This window comes from Anaerofilum hominis, from assembly GCF_014287275.1.
In the GTDB taxonomy this organism is placed as follows: Bacteria; Bacillota; Clostridia; order Oscillospirales; family Ruminococcaceae; genus Pygmaiobacter; species Pygmaiobacter hominis.
The window spans coordinates 625,280-652,105 of record NZ_JACONZ010000002.1 but is presented as its reverse complement, the minus strand read 5'-3'; the positions used below and the strand labels follow the sequence as shown (position 1 = coordinate 652,105).

The window sequence follows — 26,826 nt, the reverse complement described above, 5'->3', positions numbered from 1 at the left end:
TGCCGCTTTGGGCCCCCGCCTGCGGCCGGAAACGAGGGTGAATCATTTGCTGAAGAGTTTTACCAAACAGGAAAAGAGCTGGATGATGTACGATTGGGCCAACAGCGCCCATTCGGTGGTCGTGGTCACCATCCTGCCCATTTTTTACAACACTGTGGCCGGCTTCACGCGGGACTCGGCCTCCAGCATGAGCGTGTGGGGCTACGCCACCAGCATCGCCATGCTGATCATTGCGCTGGCCGCCCCCATCCTGGGGGTGTTCGGCGATTTTGAGGGCTTCCGCAAAAAGCTGTTCACCATTTTTATGGTGGTGGGAGTCCTTGCCTGCGCCGGGCTTGCCGTCACCCCGCTCACCGGGTTTGAAAACGAGGCTGTGGCCGAAAAAGTCGGCCTGGCGGTACTGGTGCTGTATGTGGTCAGCCAGATCGGCTTTGCGGGCGCGAACATCTATTATGACAGCTTTTTGACCGACGTCACCACCAACGAGCGGATGGACCGGGTGTCCACGATGGGCTTTGGCCTTGGATATATCGGCGGCTCCACCATCCCGCTGCTGGCGTTTTTGATCCTGAACGCGGTGGGGGTCGATATGCTCTGGTGCCTCTCTTTCGCTTTCGGGTTTACAGCCGTCTGGTGGTTTGTGTTCAGCTTTCCGCTGCTCAAAAACGTAGAGCAGAAAAGTTTTGTCAAGCGGGAAAAGGGCGCGGTGCGGCAGGCGGTCGGCGGCCTTTCCAAAACGATGAAAGACATCTTCCACTACAAGACGATGTTTGTTTTTCTGCTGGCTTATTTCTTCTATATCGACGGCGTGAACACCATTATTCACATGTCCACCAGCTACGGCGACACGCTGGGGCTCAGTTCCACCTCCATGCTGCTGGCCCTGCTGCTGGTACAGGTGCTGGGGCTGCCTTTCTGCCTTGTCTACACCAAGCTGGCGGCCCGGTTCGGCGCACAGTTCATGGTGGGCGTGGGCATCTGCATCTACATGGGCATCACGGTGTTCGGCTTTTTTGTGCGCAGCGAGTGGCAGTTCTGGGTGCTGGCGGTGCTGGTGTCCACCAGCCAGGGCGGCATCCAGGCGCTTTCCCGCAGCACCTTTGGCAAGCTGATCCCTGACAAAAACCGCTCGGGCGAATTTTTCGGCTTTTACGACATCTTCGGCAAATTCTCCGCCATCATCGGGCCGTCGCTGGTGGGGCTGTGTTCCGCCATCGCCGCCAATGTGATCTATCGCCGCGAGGGCATCGATGCGGCCACCGCGCCCGCCACCCTGCTGGAGGCCATCAGCCAGCGGGCCGCTCCCTGGGGCGTGCTGAGCATCCTGATCATCTTCCTGATCGGCGCGGCGCTCTTTTTCTTCGTGCTGCCCCGCTATCAAAAGCGGGAGGCCGAGGGACAGAAATAATTCCCTCCGCCATGCCGCCGCCTTGACCGCCCCGGTGCGCCCGGACGGCTGTTTTTACGGCCATCCGCCCGGCTGCCGCACAGCGCCAAAAAAGCGCGGCGCCAGGATAAACTGTCTTTCATTCCACAAATACTTGATCTGAACCGAAAAGACCGGACCGCCGCCGGGCGGCCCGGTCTTTTGCGGCGGCAGGGCGCCGCCCGGTTTTTGGGAGGTCCATTTATGCCCGACGCATACGCACATATCCGCACCGCCCGGCACGCGCTGGCCCTTTCGGGGGTGAGCCTGCCCTCCGACGTGGCTTTCCGGGCCGGCGCAAACGGGCCCGACCCGTTTTTCGTCTATCGGTTTTGGGAAAGCCGTCCGGCCGCAGACCTGCCCTCTCTGGCCCAGCGCCTGCACGCCGAGCAGGCGGGCCCGTTTCTGGCCGCCCTGGCGCGGCTGGCCGTCACGCCCGCCCAGCAGAGCTACGCCGCAGGCTTTGCACTGCACAACGCGCTGGACAGCCTGGCCCATCCCTACGTGGCCTTTCTGACGGCAGAGGGCGCCCCCTATGATATTCCGCAGGGGCACTGCTATTATGAGGCGGCGCTGGACACCGCGCTCTGGCGGCGGGACGGCGGGCGCGGGCTGCCGCCCCTGGACCTGGTCGCCCCGCCCCTGATCACGGCGGAACTGGGCGAAACGGCGGCGCTGTTGGTGCGCGCCGTGGGTGAGGTGTACGGCGCACAGCTCCCCTTTCCCGCCGTGGTGGATGCGTTCTCCCATTTCCGCCTGGCGCGCTGGTTCTTCCGCTCCCGCTTTGGGGTGAAAAAGCTGGCCGCCCGCGGGATCGACGCGGCCCTCAAAAAACCGCACTACGCGCTCAGCCATACTCAACCGCGCAAGCTGTTGCCCGGCCTGCCGCAGGAATGGACCGATCCCTTTACCGATGAGGAAAAAACGGGCGGGATCGACGCGCTGCTGGCCGCCGCGGAAGAGCGCGGGGCCGGCCGCCTGACGGCGCTGCGGCGGTACTGGGACGGCGGGCTGCCGCTGGACGATCTGGCACGGCTGCTGGGCAGCGCCAGCTACGAGACCGGCCTGCCCTGCTGACGCCGCCCGCCTCACCTGCCCCAACATCTGCAGAAAAAGCAGGCCGGCAGGCACGCCGCTTTTCTCCGCGTCAGCCCGTCGAAAAACGATTTTCGCACCCCCTTTTTAGTGCAGGCGCTGATACCGGCCTGCTTCTCCCTCTATTCGCGAAAGCACATAAAAGAGGACTTCCCCTTTCTTCGGTGAAGCCCTCTTTTATGTGTTCCTCCCCATCAGAACCAGTGAGGATACCGTTTTCGATATCAAAGTATTCCCTGCATGTTCTTTAAATTTATTTTTATAAATTTTGCCGCTTAAACCCGCATCAAAAAAAAGACCGCCACGCTTAAAAGTATCGTTGCCAGACCCATCAGGAGGAACATCGTGGAGGTAAAGCTTTTGGAAATTGGTCTGTCCACATAACACTTTTGGGGATCGCTCGGATCATAATAAACCGCCATCCTGCTGCCGATCGGCCACAGCTGCTCTGCCAACTGACGCACATTTGCAACAGGGCCGATCTCCACATGCAGCCACCCTTTTTCATCTTCATGGGCTTTTGACTGCACAGGTACGGGTAATCCGGATATTCTCTTTATCTTTACCCCGCGAAATTTTTTCCTGGCTTGATAATGCTTCCCGGCAACCGTATATTCCAATATTGGATACATTCTTCCTGCACCTGGAAATCCGTACCGCACCACGGTCCCGCTGGTCTTATCTGTACACAGATCACACCGCTTTTTAAGGACGATATTTAGGAGAATACCAGTCAAAATCAATATCGCGCCAAGCCCTCCGACCGTTATCAATTCCAACCACGCAATTTGCAATTCAGACATAACGTTTCCCCTCGCAGACTTGATCCCGGCGTTTTTTGACATCCATATTATACCAGTTCCATCTATCTGCAACAAGAAAAAGCCGTACTTCCCGCAAGAGAAAAAGATACTCGTCATCCAATCGCAAGAATTATTTATCCACTGTTGCTTCCTCCCCGTAAATGACAGACGACACGATCTTCACAAACTCTTCCTTCTCCAGTTGTTCCGCAACAAGCTGATACTCTATGCCATCCCGCTCAAATTCAGCCACATACATATCATAATGGCCGGACGGCTCGTGTGTATCCGGGGCATATGGTCCATAAGGCATGGAACGATATCCAAAAGTTACTGCTGTTCCGTCTATATCAGAAGTTTTCGCCTCATTTTCCGGCAGGAGATAAATGCAATCGTTCAAAAGCCCGATCTTTGAAACAATAATAGAAAAGCCCTTGACCGCTGCGATCTCTTCTGTCAATTTGGGGCTGCCGTCTTTATAATAGGCGTGGTAAAAACCGAGCCATACGGTATCTTCTGCAATTTTTCCCCTCTTATCGGTGATCACCACTGCGGTCTCATTGCCGGGCGCTGGCGTCAGTCCCTCGGAGATATAGGCGGGAGTCAGGTCCTTTCCATAGTAATCCATGATCTCGTCCTTATCCCAGGTGACCTCATCATACAGGTCAGGGTCATACCATCTGCGGCCAGCGTCTGCAAATTCGGAGATCTCATTGAACACGATATCTTCCATGCTGATATGGAGTTTCGAATCGGCCGGAGGGGCATCGTTACTCGGATCATTCAGGATAACGTCATCCGGATGACCCGGCAATAAAGCGCCCGGACGGTTGAACCAGGTGGGGAGCACAGAGCCCACAGCAACGGCCAGCGCTGCCAGACAGGCCGCCGCAGCGCCCCATCTCACCCAGCCGGGCCTTTTCTTTACACGCGGTGCATGCGCCTCTTTTATATAATTTTCATCAATGTCACTGAGAACTTCACAAAAATCGATCTTCTTCATAGGTCAAACCCCCTCTTGGATAGATAGTTGTGCAGTTTCAAACGCAGGCGGCTGAGGGTCACAGATACATTTTTCTCTGTCATACCAAAACGGCTTCCAATATCCGAGAGACTGTCAAAATACCAGTATCGGCAGACGAATATGTTTCGCTTGTCGGCTGACAGCGCATCCAGAAAATCATTGATCGCGGCGACAAGTTCCTTATGGTCCATCTCCTGTTCCACAGGAGCCCCTGCGGACAGGTAGTCCGACAACTCCTCCAAAACAAGCGGCAGCTGCCCCCCGCCGCGCTTAGCTGCGGCATTGTGCCGGTATCTGTTCAGGGACAAGTTCCTCACGATCTTGCCAAGGAATGCAGACAGCATCCTCGGTTTATGGGGCGGTATGGAGTTCCACGCGCTCAAGTAGGTATCGTTGACGCATTCTTTTGCATCCTCTGTGTTTCCAAGAATATTTTTTGCAATAGAAGTGCAGTAGACGCCGTACTTGGCGGAGGTCTCCAAGATCGCTTTCTCATTCCTGTCCCAGTAAAGCTGTACGATCTTCTGGTCCTCCATGGGAAAGTCACCTCCCCTTTTTTATTTTTGAGCCTCTCATCTATCTACACAACTTCCGGGATAAAATCCTACACATTTTTGATAAAAAATTTCTATTTTGCCCGATCCCGCTGCGATCCTGCCTGTAGATGGAAACAGGCCGCTTTAAAGACGAGAGCGGTCCCTCGCGTTCAGCATCGCTGGACCTGTTATAGGACGGTCCTTTCGTGATACAGACAAAGCTTTTACTCTCAAACGCTTATTTTAAAAAGGGAGTTTTTCCCATTTCTCTTTACAATGCTCAGATAAAATGCTATACTAAGCGAGTAAAAATTGAATGTTCGCCGGCTTTGCCGGAATGATTCCAACTTTTTCTGTTTCCCTGGATAACTGAAACAGAGACGGTTGGGATCTTTTTTTGTGCTTTTTTGCACCCATTCAAGAAAAAACGCCGCAATTTCCGTCCCTGCTGCCGCGCCCCCTCTGCGGGCCGGGCGCGGGGACCTGCGGCCGCACAAAACCGTGAAAGGAAGGTTTTTAAAATGCACTCTGCTCCAAACAACAAGATGGCGGCAAAACCTGTTTTCCCGCTGCTGATGAGCATGGCGCTGCCGCCGATGCTCTCCATGCTGCTAGGCAGCCTGTACAACATCATCGACAGCATGTTCGTAGCGCGCTACAGCGCCGACGCGCTGACCGCGGTCAGCCTCGCTTTTCCGCTTCAAAACTTTGCGCTTGCCGTGGCGGTGGGCACCGGCGTGGGTATCAGCAGTTACATCGCCCGCAAACTGGGCGAGGGGGACCGGGACGCCGCCAACAGCGCGGTGGCCCACGGGCTGCTGCTCTCACTGGCCCACTATCTGCTCTTTGTGCTGCTGGGGCTTTTTCTCACAAAGCCGTTTTTGTCCATGTTCACCAGTTCCCCCGTCATCCTGGGGCTCGGGGCGGACTATCTGTTTATCGTTCTGGTGGGCTGCGTGGGCCAGCAGGTACAGATCGCCATTGAAAAAATGCTGCAGGCCACCGGCAATATGGTCTGGCCCATGTTGATGCAGGCGCTGGGCTGCGTGGTCAATATCATCCTTGACCCGATCATGATCTTCGGGTTGTTCGGCTTCCCTGAGATGGGGGTGCGCGGCGCAGCCCTGGCCACCATTATCGGCCAGCTGGCTTCGATGGCTCTTGCCTTTTTTTCTCTGTTCAAAAAAGAGCATGAGGTGCGGCTTGACCTGCGGCGTCTCAAGTTCCGCCCCGCGGTGATCGGCGAGATCTACAACGTGGGCGCGCCCACCATCCTGATGAACAGCCTGGGCAGCGTGCTGGTGATGGGGCTCAACAGCCTGTTGATGCGCTTTTCCGAGGCAGCGGTCTCGGTGTTCGGCATCTATTACAAGCTGCAGACCTTTGTCTTTATGCCGGTCAGCGGCATGGCCCAGGGCGCGATGCCGATCATGGGCTACAACTACGGCGCCCGCAGCCGCGGCCGCGTGGTGGCCTGTTTCCGGGACAGCCTGATCGTCTCGGCGGCCATCCTGGCCGCGGGCAATCTGCTGTTTGTGCTGCTGCCCGGCCCGCTGCTGGCGCTGTTCGGCGCAGGGCCGGAGATGACCTCCATCGGCGTACCCGCCCTGCGCATCTTGGGGTGCAGCTATCTGCCCGCAGCGCTGGGCTGCTGCATCCCCACCCTGTTCCAGGCGGTGGGCCGCGGCCGTTCCAGCCTGGTGATCTTCCTGCTGCGGCAATTCGCCATCACGCTGCCGCTGGCCTGGCTGTTGGCCGGGCCGATGGGGCTGGAGGGCGTGTGGGTCTCTTTCATCGTCGCCGAGGTGGCAGCCGCGGCCGCGGCCGCGCTGATGCTGGCGCAGCTGTTCCGCCGCGACCCGGTGCTCATCCGCGGATGCCCCACGCCGGAAAAGCAGGCATAGACGGAGGCCCCGGCCCGCGGCGCCTGCGCCTGGCCCGCAGCGCCTCTGTCCAGCCCGGTGCGGCACAGACACGGGTCACGGCCCCCCAGGCCTGACCCCACAAAAGGCAAAAAAGACGTCCCGCCTGCACTGCGGGACGTCTTTTTGTGCTCTGAGCCTCTCCGTGCGCCTCTGCGGGCGACGGTTTTCCACTGCGTCCGGGTTTTCGCGGCAGGCCCGGCGCCCGGGCCGCGCTGCCCCGGCAGGGAGTGACAGTGGAGAGCGGCCAAAACCGCCTTTACACCGGGCCCCTCCGTCGCCCCCGCGCATCGCCATGCCCGGGCGAGGTATTCCAAGACGGGCCGCCGCCTTTTTTGCCGTGCCCGGGCGCCGGCAAAAGCCGCGCGGCGCGCGGCCCGACGTTTCGATCTGCCTGCCGGCGGCGCGGCGGGTCAGATCTTTCCGATCTCTTTGAGCTGCTTTGCGTACGCCTTGCCCGCCGGCTGCGACGCGATGCCGCCCAGCGCGGTCTCCCGCAGCTCCATGGGCAGTTTTTTGCCCACCCGGTACATGGCGTCGACGCACTGATCTGCCGGGATGACGGAGCTTTGGCCCGCCAGCGCCAGATCGGCGGAGAGCACCGCGTTCACCGCGCCCGAGGCGTTGCGGTAGCTGCAGGGCAGCTGCACGAGCCCCGCCACCGGGTCGCAGACAAGGCCCATCACATTCATCAGGGCGATGCCGCAGGCGTTGGCCGCCATCTCGGCGGTGCCGCCCGCCAGCGTGACCGCGGCCGCGGCTGCCATCGCCGCGGCTGCGCCGCACTCGGCCTGGCAGCCGCCCTCAGCGCCGGACACCGTGGCGTTTTTGACGATGACCGCACCAAAGCCCCCGGCCACCAGCAGAGCGGAGAGGATCTCTTTCTCGCTGGAGCCATACCGCCCCGCCACCGCCAGCAGCACCGCCGGCAGGATACCGCAGCTGCCCGCAGTGGGAGCTGCGCAGATGCGCCCCATCGAGGCGTTCACCTCGCTGCAGGACAGGGCCATGGCCATCAACTCGTTGAGAAAAGGCCCGCAGATGCTCTCTGCGCCCACATACTGCTGCTGCCGGCTGGCCTGTCCCTCGATAAGGCCCAGCACCATTTTCTGGGGGCGCTGCAGCGCTTTGTTGGCGCTGGCCACCATCACCTCATATCTTTTTTTGAGGCCGTTGTAGATCTCGTCCTCGCTGAGCTCGGACAGCTCCATCTCATTCTTCAGGATGATGCGGTGCAGCGGCTCGCCGGTGCGGCGCTGCTCTTCCACCAGATCCGCGATCGTGTTGTACATCTTTTGTCCCTCCCCCTCATTCAAATGTTGATGGCGCGCACGCTGCGCACGTTGGGCAGCTGACGGATGCGCTGCACCAGGTCGCTGCCGATGCGCCCGTCCGTCTCGATGACGCAGTTTGCAATATCCCCTTTCGCCACCCGGGACACCCGCATGACGGCGATGTTGAGGCCGCTTTCCGCCAGCAGCCCGCTGACCGCGCCCACCACGCCCGGCTTGTCGTTCTGGGTGATGAGCAGGGTGGGCGCTTCGGCCCGGATATTGGCCGCCAGGCCATCGATGTCGGTGATCTTGATCCGTCCGCCGCCCACTGAGCAACCCGTCACCTGCGTCTCGCCGCCGTCGTCACAGTAAAAGGTGATCACCGCCGTGTTCTCATGGGCATCGTCCAGCTCCACGTCATAAAATTCGTACTCCATGCCCGCCTCGGCCGCCAGCGGCTCGATATTCTTGATGCGCTCGTCGTCCTCCTGAAAGCCCATTGCGCCGGCCAGCAGCGCTTGGCGGGTGCCGTGCCCCACGCCGGTCTTTGCAAAGGACCCATACAGCCCAAAAGTCACCCGGTGGAACGGGCGCTCGGCGATGATGCGGGCTACCCGGGCCAGTTTGGCCGCCCCGGCGGTGTGCGACGAGGAGGGGCCGATCATGACCGGGCCCAGCACCTCGAACAGGCTGATGTTCATCTTGTGTTCCCCCTTGCGCGGCGGCTGCGGCCGCCTTTTTCTATTACTCTACCCCATTTGCGCGCTTTGCGCAAGACAAAAGAACCGCGCGGCGCGCCGGGGCCTCCCCCGTGCCGCCCGGTCCCGCCCTGCTGCAGCCGTGTCCCACGCGCCCCCGCACCGCCGACGCCGGATGTCCGCGGCAAATATTGCCTGCGCCCCGTGCTTTCGGCGGGCCGCGCGTTCCCGTGCGCAGCGGCGCGGCGCACAGAGGTGTCCCCGGACGGCAGTTCCCCGCGCACGCCGCACGCAGCTTCCCGCTCGCCCCGCACGGCCGTTTGCACGCCCGCCGGCATTGCGGTATAATGGAGGCGGCAAAGAGCGGCCGCAGCAGGCCGGGACGCTGAAACAGCCCCTGCTTTAAGCCTCCGCGCCGGGGCCCGGGGCTGAAGCGCCGCCAAAAAGCGGCGCTGGGGAAACGCCCCGCCTTTTGCGCCGCAGCAAAAAACATCCGGGAGAATCCAATGGAAATCGCGACCTATACCAAAGACATCCTGATCGAACAGACCGAATGCGACCTGAAAAACCGCATGACCCTGGGGGCGCTGCTGCGCCGCGCCCAGCAGGCCGCCACGGGCCACTGCGACGCGGTGGGGGTGACCACCAGCTATCTGCTGGGCTACCACACCGCTTTTCTGCTGGTAAAGGCCAGCGTGGAGACCATGCGGGACCTGCGCCCGGGGGAAAAGCTGCGGATCGTCACCGAACCCAGCGCCCCGGCCCACGCCTTTTACAACCGATTTACCAGCTTTTACGGCGAGGACGGCGCGCTGGCCGCCGCGGTGGACTCGCGCTGGGTGCTGGCGGACACTGACAGCCGCCGGGTGCTGCGCCGCCCGCCCGAGGGGCTGGTGATACCGTTTTTTGAGCGGGTGGAAAAGGAACAGGACGTCTCGGTGGTGCGGGCGCAGGTGCAGGAGGATGCGGGCCAGGCCACGGCCGTCTACTCCCGCGTGGACCTCAACGGGCATCTGAATAACACCTATTACGGAGATATCCTCTGCGATGCGCTGCCGGCGGAAGTCTGGCTGGGAGAGCGCGGCTTCCGCAAAGCCGTTCTCGCCTACCGGGTGGAGCTGCCGCTGGGCCAGACGATGGCGCTGGCCCGCGGCCGGGCCGATTATCACGGCGCGCCTTGCTGGTATGTGGAGGGCGTGCGGGAGGGCGCGCGCTGTTTTGAGGGCAATATTTTGTTTTGAGCCCGGCCCCGGCCGGGAGAGGAAAAGGAGGATCGGAGCATGGAACTGCACGAGATCTTAAAGGGCTCGCCCATCATTGCGGCGGTCAAGGATTACGACGGGATGCGCAAAGCGCTCAGCTGCGACAGCGAGGTGTTTTTCATCCTCTTCGGCACCATCTGCGACATCGGCGATATCGTGGACGAGGTCAAGGCCGCGGGCAAGATCGTCTTTGTGCATCTGGACCTGATCGAGGGTCTGGCGGGCAAGGACGTGGCGGTGGATTTTCTCCTCAAGACCACCAAGCTGGACGGCATCATCTCCACCAAGCCCGCACTGCTCAAATATGCCCGCACCAAGGGCCTGCTGACCGTGCAGCGCTTTTTCCTGCTCGACTCGATCGCGGCGGCCAACGTGGACCGGCAGTTCGCCACCAGCAAGCCGGATATGGTGGAGGTGCTGCCCGGGCTGATGACCTCCGCCATCGCCGGGATCGCGCGGGAACACCCGGACACCCCCGTCATCGCGGGCGGCCTGATCAAGACAAAGGAGGACGTCATGAACGCGCTGAACGCAGGCGCCGCGGCGGTGTCCTCCACCAACCACGACGTGTGGTTCATGTGAGCACCGGCCTTTCGGCGCCCTGTGCCCCGGGCAGGGCCGCCGGACTGCCCGGGGGGGAAGGTTTTCGCCGCCCGCTCCGCAGACCATCCTTTGCCTTAACTGTCCAAGGCAGCCGTGACCCGGCTGCCTTTTTGTTTTTGCGATAGAGCGCCGCGGGAGCCTTTTTTCAGCCGCTCAGCCGCCCGTGCCAGCAGCGGAGAAAGGCGTGCCGCCCGGGCCAGCTTTTTTCCGCGCGGTACAAAAAACACCGGCGGCAAAAGGGACCGGCGGCCCTCCCTGCGTGGGAGGGCTGCCGGTCCCTGCGGTTCCCGCACAGACGGGCCGGGATGCCGCCTGTTCTTCAGCGCGTCTTTTCGCACCACCACTCCGGGCGCTTCAGGCGCGGCGGCAGCCGGGTGGCCCCGTCTCCTCTGGCCGCGTTGATCTGGCTTTGGGTGAGAAAGATGCTCTCGCTGAGGTCTGCCCCGCGCAGGTCTGCGTCCCGCAGGTCAGCGCCCAGAAAATTCGCCCCTGTCAGCACACAGCCCGAGAGATCGGCCGCGATCAGCAGCCCCATGCCGAAATCCGCCCCCGTCAGGCTGCCGCGCAGACGCCGCCCGGCGCCGTCCCTGACCTGCCGGGCGGGACGCCCGCGCAGCACCTGCTGCTGGGTCAGGGAAATGGCGCGGCGCAGGGTCCGATCGGCGTTTTTCCTCCACTGTTCCTCCGCCCCGGCCGGCAGCGGCTGCGGCAGCATCGCCTCCAACCGCTGTTCCTCCGCGATCAGGCGTTCCAGCCCGGGGAGCAGCGCCCCCGCCGGGCGCAGCGAAGCGGCGCAGACCAGATACCAGAGCGTCTGCCGCAGCCGGACGAGGGTCAAAAATACCGCGCAGAGCTGCGCGCGCCCCTCGGGCTCCCCGTTTTCCCGCAGGCCGGAGCAGAGCGCCGCGGCCCGCTGCCCCGCGCCCAGGCAGTCATAGGCGCGGCAGCCGCGGCAGCCGCGTTCTTCCAGCCGGTCATGGATGGCGCAGAGCCAGTCCGCACGCAGGTGTCTGCACGGCACGCCGGACGGCTTGTCCGCCGGAAACCCGTCGCTTTTTGAAAACCAGAGCGCGGTGCAGCACAGGCCCGCGCAGCGCGTACAGTCGCCCCGCAGCTCCGCCGTCAGCGCCGGATAGCGGTCCTCACCCCAAAGCTCACTGTTCATCCGCTTTCCCCTCTCTCTGCCCCGCTGCCCGCTTCGGCAGGGACAGCAGCGATACGGTGCCCAGGATCAGCGCAAAACCCGCGGCGTCCCAGCCCGTAAATTTTGCCCCCAGCACGGCGGCGGACACAAGGATCGCCGTCACCGGCTCCACACTGCCCAGCAGGCTCGCCTTGAGCGGGCCCACGATGCTGGCCCCCTTGAGAAAAAGAGAGAACGCCAGCGCGGTGCCGACCACGATGATGCCGCCCAGCAGTAAGAGCAGCCCGCCGTCCCAGGTCACCCGGGTGTTCCAGGGCCGCACCAACGCGGACAGCAGCACCCCCGCGAACAGCATGCCGAAGCCCACCACGGTCCAGGTGCTATAGCCCCTTGCCAGCAGCCCGGAGGAGAGCAGCGTGTAAAGCGCCGCCCCCACAGCGGCCCCCAGGCCGTAGCCCAGGCCCTGCGGGGTAAGGGCAAGGCCGGTGAGATCCCCGTGGGTCGCCAGCAGAAAGGTGCCCAGCAGCGCCCCCGCGATGGCCGCCGCTTCGGCGCGGCGCGGGCCGCGCCGTTCCCGGACGCAGTAAACGCCCAGGATGAGCACCGGCGACAGGGTCTGCAGCACGGTGGCCGTGCCCGCATTGGAATACTGCACGGCAGAAAAATAGGTGAACTGGCACAGCAGCATCCCAAAAACGGAAAAGGTCACCAGGGACAGGGCGTCCCTGCGGCTGCGGAAAATCGCGAACAGATCTTTTCCCTCCGCAAAAAAGCCCGTCAGCAGCAGCAACAGCCCCGCGCCGACCAGCCGCAGCGAGACCAGCCAATCCGCCGTGACCCCGCGGCTCTCAAACAGGTATTGTCCCATACAGCCGGAAATGCCCCAGCAGATGCCGCCGCCCAGCGTGAACAGCACCCCCGCCAGCCGCCGGCTCCCTCTCTCTTTTTCCATCCGATGCTCCATTCCGGCCGCGGTCTCCCCGCGGCCCCGATGATAAGATCCGCTCTTTGTTTCACGGCTTATTATAGAACAAAACCCTGTCTGCCGGCAAGACCGGGCCCGCCGCGTCCCGGGCCGTTTTCCGCCGCCGCACCCGGCACGGTGCGCGTTCCCCCTGGCTTTTGCCCCTCCCCCGCATTGACGGGGCAGGGCAAACCTGCTAGGATGGGGACAGTGACACCCTTTCCTGAAAGGGAGAAAAGGAGGCCCGTTTTGGATGAGACCCTGCTGGCCCTGCTGGCGAAAGACTTTCCGTCGGCAGAGGCCGTCTCCACCGAGATCATCAACCTGCACGCCATCCTTTGCCTGCCCAAGGGCACCGAGTATTTTTTCAGCGACCCGCACGGAGAAGCGGAAGCTTTCGGCCACCTGCTCAACACCGCCTCCGGCGTTATCCGGGACAAGATCGAAGGCCTGTTCGCGCGCTCGGTGCCGCTGGCGCAGCGGGAGGAACTGTCCCTGCTGATCACGCAGCCTGAAACTGTGCTGCCGGCGCGCGCCGGGCAGCCGGGCTTTGAGGACTGGTGCCGCATCGCCATCTACCAGACGGTGCAGGTCTGCCGCCAGCTTGCCTCCAAATACACCCGCTCCAAGGTGCGCAAAATGATGCCCGCCCGTTTCGCCTATATCCTGGATGAACTGCTTCACGCGGACACCGAGGAGAACAAGGAGGAGTACTACGCGGCCATCATCGACTCGATCACCGCCACCGGCATTGCCGTGGGCTTTCTCACCGAGCTGTGCGCCCTGGTCCGGCGCTGCGCGGTGGACCGGCTGCACATCCTGGGCGACATCTTTGACCGGGGCCCTCATGCCGATGAGATCATCGAGCAGCTGATGACCTTTCCGGACGTGGACGTGCAGTGGGGCAACCACGACATCCACTGGCTGGGCGCCTATCTCGGCAGCCCGGTGTGCGCGGCCAGCGTGGTGCGTCTGGGCATCAGCTACAACAACTTCGACCTGCTGGAGGACGGTTACGGCATCAATCTGCGCGCCCTTTCGATGTTTGCCGCCCAGGTCTACCGCCACGACCCCTGCACGGTCTTTCGCCCGCATCTGCTGGATCAGAACACCTACGACCCGGTGGACGAGGCGCTGGCCGCAAAAATGCATAAAGCCATCGCGGTCATCCAGTTCAAACTGGAAGGGCAGCTCTACCGCCGCCACCCGGAATACGGCATGGCGGAGCGCAGCCTGCTGGAGCGGGTGGACTACCGCGCGGGGACCCTGTGCACAGACGGCCGCACCGTGCCGCTGCAGGACCGCCTGTTCCCCACCGTCGACCCGGCCGACCCTCTGGCGCTCACACCGGAGGAACAGGCGCTCATGGACACGCTGACCCTCTCTTTCACCCACAGCAGGGCCCTGCGGCGGCATTTCCGGTTTCTGTTCTCCCACGGGGGCATGTACAAGATCTGCAACGGCAACCTGCTGTACCACGGCTGCATCCCCATGACGGCGGACGGCGCTTTCGACGCCGTGACGCTGGACGGGAGGCGGCTGTCCGGCCGCGCCTATCTGGACGCGGTGGACCGCAAGCTGCACGACGCGTTTTTCGGCGCGCCCGGCAGCCCCGCGCGCGAGGATGCGCTGGACTATATCTGGTATCTCTGGTGCGGCCCGCGCTCGCCCCTGTTCGGCAAAAGCAAGCTCTCCACCTTTGAGCGCTACTTCACCGGCGACGAAGCCCTGTGGCAGGAGACGCTGGACCCTTATTACACCTTTATCGAAAAGCGGGAGACCTGCGAAAAGATCCTGGCCGAGTTTGGCCTGCCGCCGGCGGGTTCTCACATCGTCAACGGGCACGTGCCCGTGCGGGCGGGCGAGCACCCGCGCAAGGGGGACGGGCTTCTTTACATCATCGACGGCGGCATCTCCAAGGCCTATCACGGCCGCACCGGCCTGGGCGGCTATACGCTGATCTTCAATTCCCATCACCTGGCCCTGGCGGAGCATCGCCCCTTTGAGGAGATCCGTCAAAACCCCGCCGCCAGCGCCCCGAAAGTCCAGATCGTGGAACCCATGCCCCGCCGCCTGCGGGTGGCCGATACGGACACCGGCGCCCTGCTGCGCGGGCAGATCGCGCGGCTGGAAGAACTGCTCGCCGCCTACCGGGGCGGCCTGCTGCCCGAGCGGGGCTGACAGGGCGCGCCGCCGCAAAAAAAGCCGTGTGCGGATGCACACGGCTTTTTTCTCATTCTCCCTGCGGCGGATGCGGGGCCTGTCCCGCTCACTCGGCGGCGATAGTTTCTCCCCGGCGGCGGCGCTGGACAAAGTCCCAGTTCATCAGCCGCAGCACCCGGTTCACCTGCGCCAGCTCTTCCAGGCTGATGTCCAGGCGTTTTGAGAGGTGTTCGAGATATCTCATATCGTACTCGAGATGGTTCTGATAGACCTCCCGCCCCTTTTCGGTGGGGTACAGGCGGCTGATGCGGGAATCCGTCTCGCCGTCCACCTGCACCACCAGCCCTTTCTGGACCAGTTTCTGCACCACCGCGGAGGTCGCGCCTTTGGTGCGGAACATCTTTTCCGACAGCTCGGTCTGATTGATCCCCTCCTCCTGCGCGATTGCTTTGAGGGTGTAGACCTCGTTGGGAAACAGCAGGATATCGCTGCCGTAATAGCGCGGCTTGTTCTCCGCCGAGCGCATCAGCCGCCCGTGCATATACAGGTTATCCACCATGTCGGAAAGCTCGCGCAGCTCTTTTTCGTATTTCATCCGCTCACCCCGCGTCCGCCCCGCGGCAGGCCGAACAGGGGCGCCCTGCCGGCCGGGAAGCTTGTACCTGGCCGTTTTTTCCATATCATGCGTCCTATTCTACTACAATTCCGCCGGCGGAACAAGGGGGGCTCTGCGGCGTCAGGCAGGCTCTTGTGCCTCTGCCGGGGCCTTGACGCTCATGCGCATCAGGCCAAACCCGGCCAGGGCCACCGCGCCGAAGATCAGGAACATCCAGCGGAAGCTGAAATGCTCCAGAAAGATACCGGCGAAATAGTTGCCCACCGTGCCGCACAGGGCCATCTGCACCGCAGCGCCCACCGTCACCGCCAGCGCGCGGTTTTTGGGCGGGATAATGGTGCTCACATACTCGATGGTGGAGGGCTGGAAAATGCCGAACGAGATGGACTCGAACAGCTGGATCCACACCATCATCCACAGATCGCGCACCAGACAGATGCTCAGCACCCGCAGGGCGGTGAGCAGATAGCCCACCTGGATCATGCGCTCGATGCCAAAGCGCTTGAGCAGACGCGGATAAAAGAACATAAACGGGGCGATGCCAATGGTGCACATGGCCATGGCGATGCCCTGGTGCCGGCTGTTGCCCCCAAAATCGATGAGGATGCTGGGCATATAGGTGAGGATGGCCCGCCAGCCCATGTTCACCAGAAAGACGGCGATGATATAGTAGCGGTACTTTTTGTTGCGGAACAGCGCCCGCAGCGCCTGGCCCATCGACTCGGCTTTCTGCCCTTTTTCCCTGCGGCCGGCACAGGGGATGCCCTGGAACAGCAGCACAAACACCAGCGCCAGCGCCATGAAAAGGGCGTGGAAGAGAAAGATCTTGTCGTTGCCGAACCGCGCCAGCGCGTCGCCGATGACCAGTGCGGCCACCGCGCTGGACAGGCTGCCCATACCGCGCGCCACGCTGTAGTTGATGCGCGGGTTATCCGCTTTGGCCAGATTGGTCCAGGTGTCCAGCAGGCCGATCATCGAGTAATCGAAAAAAGCCACCAGCAGGATGCTGGCCAGCGCCAGCGGAAAAAAGCCTGCTGTGGGCCCCAGCAAAAAGGCGCCGGGGATGGTGACCAGCATGCCCACCGTGACGATGCGCTTGATGGGGAACCGGGTGTCGCTGAGCTGTCCCAGCAGCGGCTGGGAGACAAGGTTGATGAGCGAGTTGCAGGTCATGATCAGACCGATATCGCTCGTGCCGTAGCCCCAGCCTTTCAGGTATACCGTGAGAAAAGAGAAATACGAGGTATACGACGCGTAATAAAACAGATAGACCAGGCAGATGAAGAGATATTGCCGTTTCTGTCTTTTCAGATCCATCGGGCTTTCACATCCATTTCATCTGAAATTTCAAAACACAAAAGGAAACCGCCGGTTTTGCCCTGCGCGCCCCCGCCGCGCCCCGGCTGGGCGGCGGGGGGCGCGCAGGGCGGCATGGCAAATTTTGACCGGCGTTTTCGCAGGGACGCGGTTGGAAAGGACAGGCAGTGAAAAAGCGGGCCCAGGCAGGGGCTTTTCCCGCCGCTGCGGACAGCCGCGGCAGACGGCCGCGCCACCCTCACAGCCTTGGCGCTGCGGAAAAGCGCCCGGCTGTGCAAAAAAGGGGCGGGGCTCAGCCGTTGTTTTTACCGGGTCCGGCCGGCCGCTTTACAGGCATCTGCCCGCGGCTTCGATCAGGCTGTCCAGGAAACGGCCCGTGTCCATATCGTAGACCACCTCTACATTTTGGGGCAGGGCTTCCAGGGCGCCGGCGTAGTCGCAGACCGTGGCCCCGTCAAAAAATTCGCCGCCGATGTTGATGTCGACGTGCATCCTGCGGCTGTCGGTGACCAGGGTGGGGTCGATCACGCCCGCCACTGCGCAGGCGTCGTGGATCGGCGCGCGGTCGCCCAGCTCCAGCCGGGTCAGCGCTTTGTTGTGGTTTTCACGGAAATAGGACAAAAGGTCCGCCACCATGCCGCCGGTCCTGTTGCCCAGCGCCCGCAGGCGGTCGACGGTGTCCTGGTCAAACAGCACCCGATAGGTGACGTCATAACCGAACATCGTGATGGGCACCCCGCTCTCAAAGACGATTTTTGTCGCCTCGGCGTCCACAAAGGTGTTGAACTCCATAAACGGACGGCTCAGCACAAATTCGCTGGTGCCCCCCATCAGGGAAATGCGCTCGATCTTTTCCAGCAGCTCGGGATACAGGCGCACCAGGAACCCCAGGTTGGTCAGCGGCCCCGTGGCGATCAGCGTGACCTTTTCATCGCTCTCCCGCAGGACCTTCGCCATCATCTCGACCGAGTGCAGGCCGCAGGCCTTTTTCGGGTTCTCTGCGGGGAAGGTGAAGCCGTCCATCCCGCTGACGCCGTGCACGCTGGCGCCGGTGATCTTTTTCTCTTCTGCGGGCACCGTCTCCTGAGGGCGCATTTTTTTGCGGGACGCCATAAACGACTCCATCACCTGCGCGTGGCTGCGCACCATGGGGTCCTGATAGCCCATGGCCACCGGGATCTCGTCCGCGCCGATATAGTGCAGCACGTTGAGCGCGTTCTGCGTGGTGTTCCGGATGGTGTTGTTTCCAGCCACCGTCGTCACCGCACGGATGTCCAGCTTTTGGCTGCCGTACGCCAGCACCAGCGCCATCATGTCGTCATGGCCGGGGTCGCAATCGATTATAACCGGGATCTTTTTCATCATAACTACCAACCCTTTCTGCCGCGCGCCGCCCAAAAAGCGAGCCTTGCAAACGGCAAATCAAATTTTTTAAAATCGGCGGCAGGGCCTGCGCGCGCGCTTTTTCACACAGACGGCCGGCCCGCAGCCCCTGCCCCGTCTTTTTTACAGCTTGCCCCGCGCTTTGGCCGCGCGGCGCTTGCGGCTCATGGCGTAGAGGATCAGGCCGATGACCGTGGTCAGATAGGGGATCATCTGGATGAACTCGGCCGGCAGGCTGAGCACCTGCAGCGTGCTGGACAGCGCGTCGGCGATGCCGAAGATAAAGCTGGCCAGAAAAGTGCCGATGGGGGTGCCGTTGCCCAGATTCTGCGCCGAGAAGGCCATATAACCGCGCCCGGCGGGAAACAATTAGTTTAATAGATTGACGGTTTATCTATAAAACTATATGGCATTTAGAATATATCACCCTCTTCCAAAATTGTCAACTGCTTTTGCTTCGAGCTCAGTGAGGCCGTATCTCCTCTGTCCGCACAGGCAGCTGCGCCGCAGCGGGATATTGGGAACATGCAAAATGCCCAGCCGGAAAATAAAAAGATCCGGCTCTCCGGGCAAAACAGTCCGGAGAGCCGGTAACGGTTTTTCTGCTGCTTTCAGGGCGCGGGTGCCGGATCTCCCCCGGCGCCCGCGCAGGTCTATTTTGTCAGGTGACGGTGCGCAGCCCGCTTTTCTCTGCGGCGTCCGCTTAGAACACCTCGATCTCGCGGCCCAGGGCAAAGGCGTACAGGCTGCACCGTCCCACGGGCAGGCCCAGACGGCGCTGCAGGGCCTCGCGGTAAAGGGCCAGCTGGGGCGCGTAAAGGTCGCGCAGCTGTTCCGGCGTTTTATTGCGGTCGGTCTTGTAGTCCACCAGGGCCAGCTCGCCGTCCTTTTCGATCACGCAGTCGGCCACACCCTGCACCAGCACCGGCTCATAAGCCAGCGGGCCGGCGAGGGCCGCGGCGCTGCCGGCCGGGATGCGGGTAAAAAAGGCGTACTCGCGCAGCAGCCGGTCGGCGGAGAGCATGCGCTCCATCAGGGGCGAGCGGAAAAAGGTCTGCAGCGCCGCGCGGTCGGCAGCGGCCGCCGTGATCTCGCTCACCCGTCCCTCCCGCACCAGCCGCTCCAGCTCGGCCCTGAGATCGCGGCGCGCGGCGGCAAAGTCGGCGTACTGCAGCACCGCGTGCAGCGCCGTGCCCCGCTCTGCGGCGGAGAGGCCGGACGAGTATATGAAAGAGGGGCGCCGGAGCGGGGTCTCCGCCTCGTCCCGCGCAGCGTGTACCAGCGAGGAGACCGACACCTTGGCCGGAACCGAGAGCAGCGCCTCCCGCGGATAGCGCCAGGCAAAATGGCGCTGCAGCGCCTCCAGCAGCTCCGGGTCCGGGGCCGCCGTGCGCCCTGCGGGCTGCGTGCCGGCGGCCTCCCCCTCGGGATGGAGGGGCGCTTTGACCAGCCGGGCCGACAGCGAGCCCTGCGGCGCAGCGGCCAGCGGCAGCTGTGCCGCGCCCGCAGCGGCCCGCAGTTCCTCTGCCTGCGGATGCAGCAGCGCCGCCATGCACAGCCAGTCGGCAAAGCTGCCCGCCCCCGCCGCCACCTGCGGAGTGAGCCCTCCCGCGCCCAGCAGGGTCACCGCCAGCCGCCCCAGCATCCGCGCCGGGTCCTTGCTGGCCGCCGTCAGGAAAAGCCTGTCCCTGGCGCGGGTAAGGGCCACATAGAGCACCCGCATCTCCTCCGACAGCTGCTCGCGCAGCAGCGCCTGGCGGATGGCTCTCTGGGGCGCGGTGGGATAACGCGCGCCGTTTTTGCCGCGCAGGCATAGCCCCACCCCCAGCAGGGTATGGCGCAGCACCGGCGCGGTGTAAAGATCCTTTTTATTGAACTGCCGGGCCGTATCGGCCAGGATGCAGACCGGGTATTCCAGCCCCTTGGAGCGATGGATGCTGAGGATGCTCACCGTGCCCGCCGGGGGCTTTGCACCGCCTGCGGCGGGGCGGCTTTTTGCCAGCAGGGCGTTGTCCACGCTGCGCAGAAAGCCGGACAGCCCGCCGCTGCCCGCGGCGGCATAGCCCGCCGCCATGCGCACAAACTCCAAAAGCGCGGACCGCCGCGTCTCGCCCGCGTCCCCCTCGCCCTCCGCCACCTGCACGGCCAGCAGATATCCGGTGTCGGCCAGCAGTTTTTCGCACACCGCGTCCACCGGCAAAAAGGCCGCCTCGCTGCGCAGGGTCATCAGCTTTTCATAAAAGGCCCGCGCTTTTGGCTCCGCGCTGCGGGACACCGCGCCGAACAGGCTGCCCTCGGGCGTCTGCGCCCGCAGCCGCGCCAGCTCCGTGCTGGAAAAATCGAACATGGGGGAGGTCATCAGCGCCGCCAGCGGCACGTCCTGGGCGGGATTGTCCAGCACCCGCAGCGCCGCGATCATGGGCTGCACCTCGGGCAGGGTCAAAATGCCGTCGCCAAGGTCGGTGTGCGCCGGCACGCCCCGCGCCGCCAGCGCGTCGGCAAACGCCGCCGCCGCACCGCGCGGGGAGCGCAGCAGGATGCAAAAATCGCCAAAACCGCAGGGGCGCAGCGCCCCGTCACCGCCGCGCACCGGCGCGCCCTCGCGCACCATGCGCACGATCAGCTCCGCCACCGCGTCCGCCTCGCCGAAAGCCGGGTTCTCCGCCGCATCCACCACCAGCAGCTCTGCGCCGGGCAGGCCCGTATCCTGCGCGCCGGACCCCGGCAGCAGCAGCTCTCCGCCGCTGTAGTCCAGCTCGCCCACCTGGCGGCTCATCAACTGGGAAAAGAAATAGTTGATGCCCTCGATGACCCCTTTGGATGAGCGGAAATTGTGCTCCAGGATCAGGCTGGCCGGATAATGCGCGCCGTCATAGGGGGCAAAGCGGTCTTTTTTCTCGATGAAGATCTCCGGCATCGCCTTGCGGAACCGATAAATGCTCTGCTTGACATCGCCCACAAAAAACAGATCGGAGCCGTCGGGCGCGGCCAGCAGATGATACAGCAGATCCTGGATCGCGTTGGTGTCCTGGTATTCGTCCACCATCACCGCGTCGAACCTGCCCCGCACCTCGGCGGCCAGGGGGGTGGGGGCGCCGTCCTCGCCCGCCAGCAGCCGCAGCGCCAGATGCTCAAAATCGGAAAATTCCAGCACCTTGTCCGCCAGCTTTGCCGCAAAAAAGCGCTCGTCAAACAGGCGCACCGCCTCGCAGAGGGCCGCCACCAGCGGCCGCGCGGCGACGATATCCTGCCGGAATTCCTCTTCGCCGCAGAGCAGCTGATCTTCCAGGATCGCCGCCGCCTGCGCCTTAACGCCCGCGCGCAGGTCCTGCGCCAACTGCTTTGCCGGCCCGTCAAAACCGCGCACCGGCGACAGCTTGCCGGGCGTGTACCCCGCCAGCAGCGCCCGCGCGCCGTCCCAGTCCCCCCGGGCCAGCAGGTCGCGCACCCGCTCAAAGCAGGCGCGGTCCCCCTCAAGGGCGGGGCGATAGGCGGCCAGTGCGGGCTCTGCGTCCACCACCCGCAGCGCCGCGCCGCAGAGAGCCAGCGCCGCCCCCGCGCCCTCCCGCGCGCCGCGCAGCAGCTCGGCCCCCCAGGGGCTTTCCGCCGCCGGGCCGTCGTGGTCGTACAGGGCCAGCAGCTGGCCCAGCGCCCGGTCAAAAAACGGCAGCGCCCGCAGATGGTCATAGACTGCCAGCAGAGCCTCCCCCGCCTGACGGTCGCTGCGCGCGCGGCCGAAAATGGACGCAAAAGCGGCGAAGTCCGGCTTTTGATACGATTCCTCCAGCACTTCGGCCAGCACCGACTGCCGCAGTTCATAGACCGCCGCGTCGTCCGCGACTGTAAAATCCGGCGGGATGTCCAGGCTGCTGAAATGCTCCCGCAGCAGCTGCATACAGAAAGCGCTGACCGTCGAGATGCTGGCCCGCTGCAGCAGCATCTGCTGGCGGCGCAGCTTCAGGTCGGCGGGCTGCGCGCGGATGCGCTCTTCCAGCTTGAGGCCCAGACGGCTGCGCAGCTCCGCCGCTGCGGCGTTGGAAAAGGTGAGGATCAGCAGCCGGTCCGCGTCTACAGGGTCCGGCCCGGCGATGAGCCGCAGCGCGCGCTCCACCAGCACCGCGGTTTTTCCGCTGCCCGCGGAGGCGGAGACCAGCAGCGCCCCGCCGCTGTCCTTGATGGCGATCTCCTGTTCGCGTGTCCACTCAGGCACCGGCGTTCCCCTCCTTTCCCTCTTGTGCCTCAAAGGCATCTTTCGGCGCGGCGATCTGCCGCTCGTTTCTGCCGTCCACATGGCGGCAGATGCTGCGATAATCGCACCAGTCGCAGGGCCGGCTGTTCTGCTTCACCAGCGGCCGGGCGTCCACGCCGCCCACATACAGCCCGGCCGCCATCTCGCGCACCAGATCTTCGATCCGGCGCTCGATGCGGCCCAGTTTTTCCAGATCCGCCAGTTTTTTGCTTTTGCGCAGCCTGCCGGTGGAAGTGCGGCCCACCGGGATAAAGGCCCCGCTCCCCTCATGGTCCATGGCGCGCAGCACCATATCATCGTCCAGCACCAGCCCGTCCACCCGGTACAGCGGCTCGTAGGACGCAGCCTCCTGCCTGTCCAGCAGGGGCGGCGGCGGGTCGGCGGACAGATAGAGCACCCCGGCGGGCACCGCGCCCGCAAAGGGGCCGCCGCTGTCCGCGCAGAGGCTGAACAGATAGAGCAGCATCTGCAGGTTCAGCCCGCACCAGACGTCGTCCAGGCTGAACTCCTTGCCGCCGGTCTTGTAGTCCACCACCCGCAGATAGGTGACCCCCTCCCGCTGCATGGTGTCCACCCGGTCCACCTTGCCCACCACCTGCACCCGGTCGCCGTCCGGCGTGACCAGCGAAAGCGGTTTTACCCCGCTTTCCGGCGCGATGGGCAGCTCGAACGCTTCCGGGTGAAAGCCGCTCTGCCGCTGTTCCCTCTGCATAAAGCAGAGCAGCCGCGCGGTGTTTTCCTTGATGCGGCTCACCAGATAGCCGAACCGTTTGCCCTCTGAGACCGCGGCCGGGATGTTGCTGCGGACGTATTCGTCGCACAGCTCGTCCGACAGGGCGGACAGCTCCTCCTCGGTTTTGTCCAGAAAGGATGCGCCGGTGCGCCGCAGCGCGTTTTCCAGCACGTAGTGGACGAAGCTGCCGCTCTCGATGGGGGACAGCTCCGCCTTGCGGCGCACCCGCAGGCGCAGCACATATTCGAGAAAATAGGCGTAGCTGCAGCTGTAATACCGCTCTACCCGGGTGGGGGACAGGCTCATCCTGCCGCCCAGCAGGCGGCGCAGCACGGCCGTGTCCTCCACCCCGAACCTGCGGGGACGCGCAGCCCGCTCCAGCACCGCCAGCAGCGCGGCCTGTTCCGGCTGGCCCTGCAGCGCCCGGGCCAGCGCCGCGGTGACGGGGTCGTCCTGCCGGTAGCGCGCCGCATAGCCGGCCAGCGCGGCCGGGGGGGCGGCGCAGAGCTGATCCACCCCGGGCGCCGGCGCAGGGGGACAAAGCCGCTGGGCCAGCGCCGCGGCGGGGGCGCTGAGGCTTTTGGGCTCCCCGTTCACGGTCTGGGGCGCGGTGAGCCAAAGCCCCTCCCGCGGCGCAGTGAGCGCCCGGTAAAAAAACATCTGTTCCTGCAGCACACGGTTTTCAAAGCCGCCGGGCATTTCGATGCCCTCGCCCACCAGCAGTTCCCGGTCCGCATGGGTCAGCAGGCCGCTGGCCCCTACCTGTTTGGGAAAATCCCCCTCGGTCAGCCCCAGGACAAAAACGTGCTGGGGCGAGGTCAGCCGCATGCGGTCCGCGGCGGTCACCAGCACGCTGTCCATGGTGCGGGGCACCCGCCCCACCTCGGCGCTGCGCACCAGCAGCACCAACAGTTCGTCATATTCGCCCGGCGCGACCCGGTCCTCTCCCAAAAGCCGCGCCATCTCGTCCAGATCTTCCATCGCCACGTCCCACATGCGCAGCGCATCGTCGGCCGCCTCCTCCTCGCCGGCGGCGCGCAGGGCAGCCGCGGTGGCCGAGAGCTGTGCCGGGGCGTCAAAGGCCGCCAGCAGCAGGTAGAGCCTGCGGGAGAGCGAAAGCCCTGTGGGGTTTTTGACGTGCTCCAGAAAGTCGAGCACCGGCCCCATCACCGCCTGCCGGGCCGTCTCAGCCAGTTCCAGCTCGGCCTCGTCCTCCGGCCTCAGTTCCCGGCCCAGTCCGGCCGGGTTGAGGGTGAACGGCTCGCGCCAGGCCGCGGCGCTGGGCTGCCATGTAAAGGCGTAGTTTTCCAGCGCCGAGACCGCCTCCACCGGCACGCCGCACAGCCCGGTCTTGAGCAAAGCCAGCAGATAGCGGGTGGAAACGCCGCCCCGTGCCAGCCCCAGTGCCGCCCGCAGAAAGGCCACGGGCGCGGTGTACTCCGCCGTGACCGAGCGGTCAAAGAAAAACGGGATCTGCTGGCGCGCCAGCGCCGCCTGCAGTGGGGCGCGAAAATCCTCCAGCAGGCGGCAGACGACGGCGATCTCGCTGTAGCGCGTGCCGCTCTCCGCCAGGGCTCGGATCGCGGCCGCCACCCGGGCGCACTCCTCCTCACGGGTGGCGGGCCGGTCCAGCGTGACCCCCTCGGCGGGCAGCGGCCCGTCGTCTGCCGCGCCGGTGAGCAGCAGTTCCACCGCCGCCAGGCCAGGCCGGGCCGCACGCCGGTTCCCGCGCAGCACGGTGGGCGTCTCCACCGTTTCCCCCTCGGCTTTCGCCAGCCGGATCAACCGCTGCGCCGTCTTTTTGACCGGGCTGAAGAGGCCGAACCCGCCCTCCGCATCGCTGAGGCCGTCGCAGCAAAGGGTCACCGTCACCCCCTCCGCCCACGGCATCAGCCGGCGCAGCAGCGCATATTGCGGCGCAGTAAAGCCGTCAAAGTCGTCCACATAAAACCAGACGTCTGCAAACAGGCCCGGCAGCAGCTGTTCCGCCGCGCGGCTGACCCGGTCGCTGGGGTCGATGGCCTTGCCCTCCATCGCCGCCTCGGTGGCGGCATAGATCAGCGAGAGCTCGGCCAGCTTTTCGCTGCCCGCCCGCGCCGCGGCATCCGCCAGCAGACCGCTGGACGCCCCGGCCGTTTTGAGCTCGCCGATCGCTGCCGCACACTCTGCCAGAAACGCGGTATTGTGGCGGTGGCGGCGGTAATAGCGCACCTCCTCGCCCAGCGAGGTGATAGCCCGCCGCACAAACACACATCTGCCCGCGTCGGTGAGGGTGGGCAGCGCCTGGCCGCCGCACTCCCTCTCAATGCGCTCGGCCAGCGTGCGGAAAGACACCGCCTCCGCAAAGGCGGAAAGCCGGTCTCCCAGCGCGTCGTAAAGCAGCAGCTCCGCCGTCTGGCTGAACTGCTCGGGCACCAGATAAAGGCAGCGCTTGCCCTGCCCGGCCCGCTGCTGCACCCGCTGCAACAGCTCGGTGGTCTTGCCGGACCCGCCTGTTCCCAAAATAAGCTGCAGCAAAACGCCGCCCCCTTTTTCTATAAAAATCGGACAAAAAACAGCCCCAGTTTGTCTTTTGCGCGCCGCCCGCCCCTGAGGAGCAGGCGCGGCCGTGAAGATCGGCCCTGCCGGGGCGCAAAAGCTAGGGCACAGCTCCGGGCAGAGCCCTTTTCTCTCCCGCCCGCGCTGCCGCATAGCAGGGGACAACAGAAGTCAGTGAGATGAGCCGTGGATCCCAATGGCCGCGTCCCCGCCGGTTATGCGGCAACCGGGTGACCGAAAAAAGTCTCCGCTTTGCCCCGGATATTTTTTATTGCTTTGCAATAAAAAACTTATCTTGATGGCCTCGCCCTCGCCGCTTACGCGGCAACCGGGCGGATGGCCGAAAAAATAGCCTTACGGCTATTTTTTATTGCTTCGCAATAAAAAAACTTATCTTGATGGCCTCGCCCTCGCCGCTTACGCGGCAACCGGGCGGATGGCCGAAAAAATAGCCTTACGGCTATTTTTTATTGCTTCGCAATAAAAAAACTTATCTTGATGGCCTCGCCCTCGCCGCTTACGCGGCAACCGGGCGGATGGCCGAAAAAATAGCCTTACGGCTATTTTTTATTGCTTCGCAATAAAAAAACTTATCTTGATGGCCTCGCCCTCGCTGTTTACGCGGCAACCGGGCGAATGGCCGAAAAAATAGCCTTACGGCTATTTTTTATTGCTCCGCAATAAAAAACTTATCTCGATGCGCCCTGGCCCGAGGACGGGCCACATGGGTGTTAAAAAACAAAACCAGCGGCAAAAGCCGCTGGTTTTATTGTAAACGCTGGTCCTCAAAAGGTCAATGACAGGAAATGGAAACTCAAAACGACGTGAGAAAAGGCAAAGGCTTCCGGGTGACGCCTGCCGCCGCAGTCTGCCGCAGTTTTCTCCCTGCGCCCCGTCCGCCGCAGCCCATAAAAGTTCCGCGCGCAGGACTTTTTCTACAAAACACACCGACACCACAGGCAGGCCAGGCAAGCTTCTATTTCCGGTCTGGCATATTTGCAGGGCACGAGGGGATGCGATAAAGCCTATATACTTCCGTTTCTCGCCCGCCGCACACCCCGGCGAGAATGGCTGCG

The 26,826-nt window shown here is 63.6% G+C and carries 19 protein-coding genes; 6 read left to right on the top strand and 13 right to left on the bottom strand.

Going from position 1 to position 26,826, the window contains the following annotated elements:
* Positions 1-46 precede the first annotated feature (46 nt).
* Positions 47-1,408 carry an MFS transporter gene (locus tag H8S23_RS08035; protein WP_186887810.1) on the top strand — a complete coding sequence of 454 codons (1,362 nt, stop codon included), beginning with the start codon at positions 47-49 and terminating at the stop codon, positions 1,406-1,408.
* Positions 1,409-1,630: 222 nt separating this feature from the next.
* Positions 1,631-2,503 (top strand): zinc dependent phospholipase C family protein, encoded by an 873-nt coding sequence (locus H8S23_RS08030; RefSeq protein WP_186887809.1) that lies wholly within the window; start codon positions 1,631-1,633, stop codon positions 2,501-2,503.
* Between the two features lie 293 nt (positions 2,504-2,796).
* Here H8S23_RS08030 and H8S23_RS08025 read toward each other — a convergent pair whose 3' ends face one another.
* From H8S23_RS08025 to H8S23_RS08015, 3 genes are all read right to left on the bottom strand, one after another.
* Positions 2,797-3,324, bottom strand: a complete 528-nt coding sequence (locus H8S23_RS08025) for a DUF3592 domain-containing protein (RefSeq protein WP_186887808.1) — start codon at positions 3,322-3,324, stop codon at positions 2,797-2,799.
* Positions 3,325-3,454: 130 nt separating this feature from the next.
* A complete protein-coding gene (locus tag H8S23_RS08020) occupies positions 3,455-4,327 on the bottom strand; it encodes a hypothetical protein (protein WP_186887807.1) in 873 nt (290 codons plus the stop codon).
* Entirely contained in the window at positions 4,324-4,884 is a 561-nt protein-coding gene (locus tag H8S23_RS08015; protein ID WP_186887806.1) for an RNA polymerase sigma factor, read from the bottom strand. The genes H8S23_RS08020 and H8S23_RS08015 overlap by 4 nt, the downstream gene beginning before the upstream one ends.
* A gap of 521 nt (positions 4,885-5,405) precedes the next feature.
* Here H8S23_RS08015 and H8S23_RS08010 point away from each other — a divergent pair.
* Complete coding sequence (locus H8S23_RS08010) at positions 5,406-6,788, top strand: MATE family efflux transporter (protein WP_186887805.1); 1,383 nt, start codon at positions 5,406-5,408, stop codon at positions 6,786-6,788.
* 431 nt (positions 6,789-7,219) lie between these two features.
* On the opposite strand, the gene sdaAA is transcribed toward H8S23_RS08010, so the two are convergent.
* Positions 7,220-8,098 carry an L-serine ammonia-lyase, iron-sulfur-dependent, subunit alpha gene (gene sdaAA, locus H8S23_RS08005; RefSeq protein WP_186887804.1) on the bottom strand — a complete coding sequence of 293 codons (879 nt, stop codon included), beginning with the start codon at positions 8,096-8,098 and terminating at the stop codon, positions 7,220-7,222.
* A gap of 20 nt (positions 8,099-8,118) precedes the next feature.
* Positions 8,119-8,781 (bottom strand): L-serine ammonia-lyase, iron-sulfur-dependent subunit beta, encoded by a 663-nt coding sequence (gene sdaAB / locus H8S23_RS08000; RefSeq protein WP_186887803.1) that lies wholly within the window; start codon positions 8,779-8,781, stop codon positions 8,119-8,121.
* A 503-nt stretch (positions 8,782-9,284) separates the two neighbouring features.
* Here sdaAB and H8S23_RS07995 point away from each other — a divergent pair.
* Positions 9,285-10,019, top strand: coding sequence for an acyl-[acyl-carrier-protein] thioesterase (locus tag H8S23_RS07995; protein ID WP_186887802.1), 735 nt, complete (start codon positions 9,285-9,287; stop codon positions 10,017-10,019).
* A 39-nt stretch (positions 10,020-10,058) separates the two neighbouring features.
* Positions 10,059-10,622 (top strand): glycerol-3-phosphate responsive antiterminator, encoded by a 564-nt coding sequence (locus tag H8S23_RS07990; RefSeq protein ID WP_186887801.1) that lies wholly within the window; start codon positions 10,059-10,061, stop codon positions 10,620-10,622.
* Positions 10,623-10,962: 340 nt separating this feature from the next.
* On the opposite strand, the gene H8S23_RS07985 is transcribed toward H8S23_RS07990, so the two are convergent.
* Entirely contained in the window at positions 10,963-11,808 is an 846-nt protein-coding gene (locus H8S23_RS07985; RefSeq protein WP_186887800.1) for a pentapeptide repeat-containing protein, read from the bottom strand.
* Complete coding sequence (locus tag H8S23_RS07980) at positions 11,798-12,751, bottom strand: DMT family transporter (protein WP_243165921.1); 954 nt, start codon at positions 12,749-12,751, stop codon at positions 11,798-11,800. Before H8S23_RS07980 ends, H8S23_RS07985 begins: the two co-directional genes overlap by 11 nt.
* 249 nt (positions 12,752-13,000) lie before the next feature.
* On the opposite strand from H8S23_RS07980, the gene H8S23_RS07975 reads away from it, so the two are divergent.
* The gene (locus H8S23_RS07975) at positions 13,001-14,932 is read left to right on the top strand and encodes a fructose-1,6-bisphosphatase (RefSeq protein WP_341479904.1); all 1,932 of its coding nucleotides are present in this window, start codon (positions 13,001-13,003) and stop codon (positions 14,930-14,932) included.
* An 88-nt stretch (positions 14,933-15,020) separates the two neighbouring features.
* Here H8S23_RS07975 and H8S23_RS07970 read toward each other — a convergent pair whose 3' ends face one another.
* From H8S23_RS07970 to H8S23_RS07945, 6 genes are all read right to left on the bottom strand, one after another.
* Complete coding sequence (locus H8S23_RS07970; RefSeq protein ID WP_186887798.1) at positions 15,021-15,509, bottom strand: MarR family winged helix-turn-helix transcriptional regulator; 489 nt, start codon at positions 15,507-15,509, stop codon at positions 15,021-15,023.
* A gap of 141 nt (positions 15,510-15,650) precedes the next feature.
* Positions 15,651-16,847, bottom strand: coding sequence for an MFS transporter (locus H8S23_RS07965; RefSeq protein ID WP_186887797.1), 1,197 nt, complete (start codon positions 16,845-16,847; stop codon positions 15,651-15,653).
* 327 nt (positions 16,848-17,174) lie between these two features.
* On the bottom strand, positions 17,175-18,212 hold the full coding sequence (locus tag H8S23_RS07960; protein ID WP_243165920.1) for a nucleoside hydrolase: 1,038 nt from the start codon (positions 18,210-18,212) through the stop codon (positions 17,175-17,177).
* A gap of 141 nt (positions 18,213-18,353) precedes the next feature.
* A complete protein-coding gene (locus H8S23_RS07955; RefSeq protein WP_186887796.1) occupies positions 18,354-18,575 on the bottom strand; it encodes an ABC transporter permease in 222 nt (73 codons plus the stop codon).
* A 358-nt stretch (positions 18,576-18,933) separates the two neighbouring features.
* Positions 18,934-22,440 (bottom strand): UvrD-helicase domain-containing protein, encoded by a 3,507-nt coding sequence (locus H8S23_RS07950; RefSeq protein ID WP_186887795.1) that lies wholly within the window; start codon positions 22,438-22,440, stop codon positions 18,934-18,936.
* Positions 22,433-25,729: a PD-(D/E)XK nuclease family protein gene (locus tag H8S23_RS07945; protein WP_186887794.1), complete on the bottom strand. Its 3,297-nt coding sequence runs from the start codon at positions 25,727-25,729 to the stop codon at positions 22,433-22,435. Before H8S23_RS07945 ends, H8S23_RS07950 begins: the two co-directional genes overlap by 8 nt.
* Positions 25,730-26,826: the final 1,097 nt, after the last annotated feature.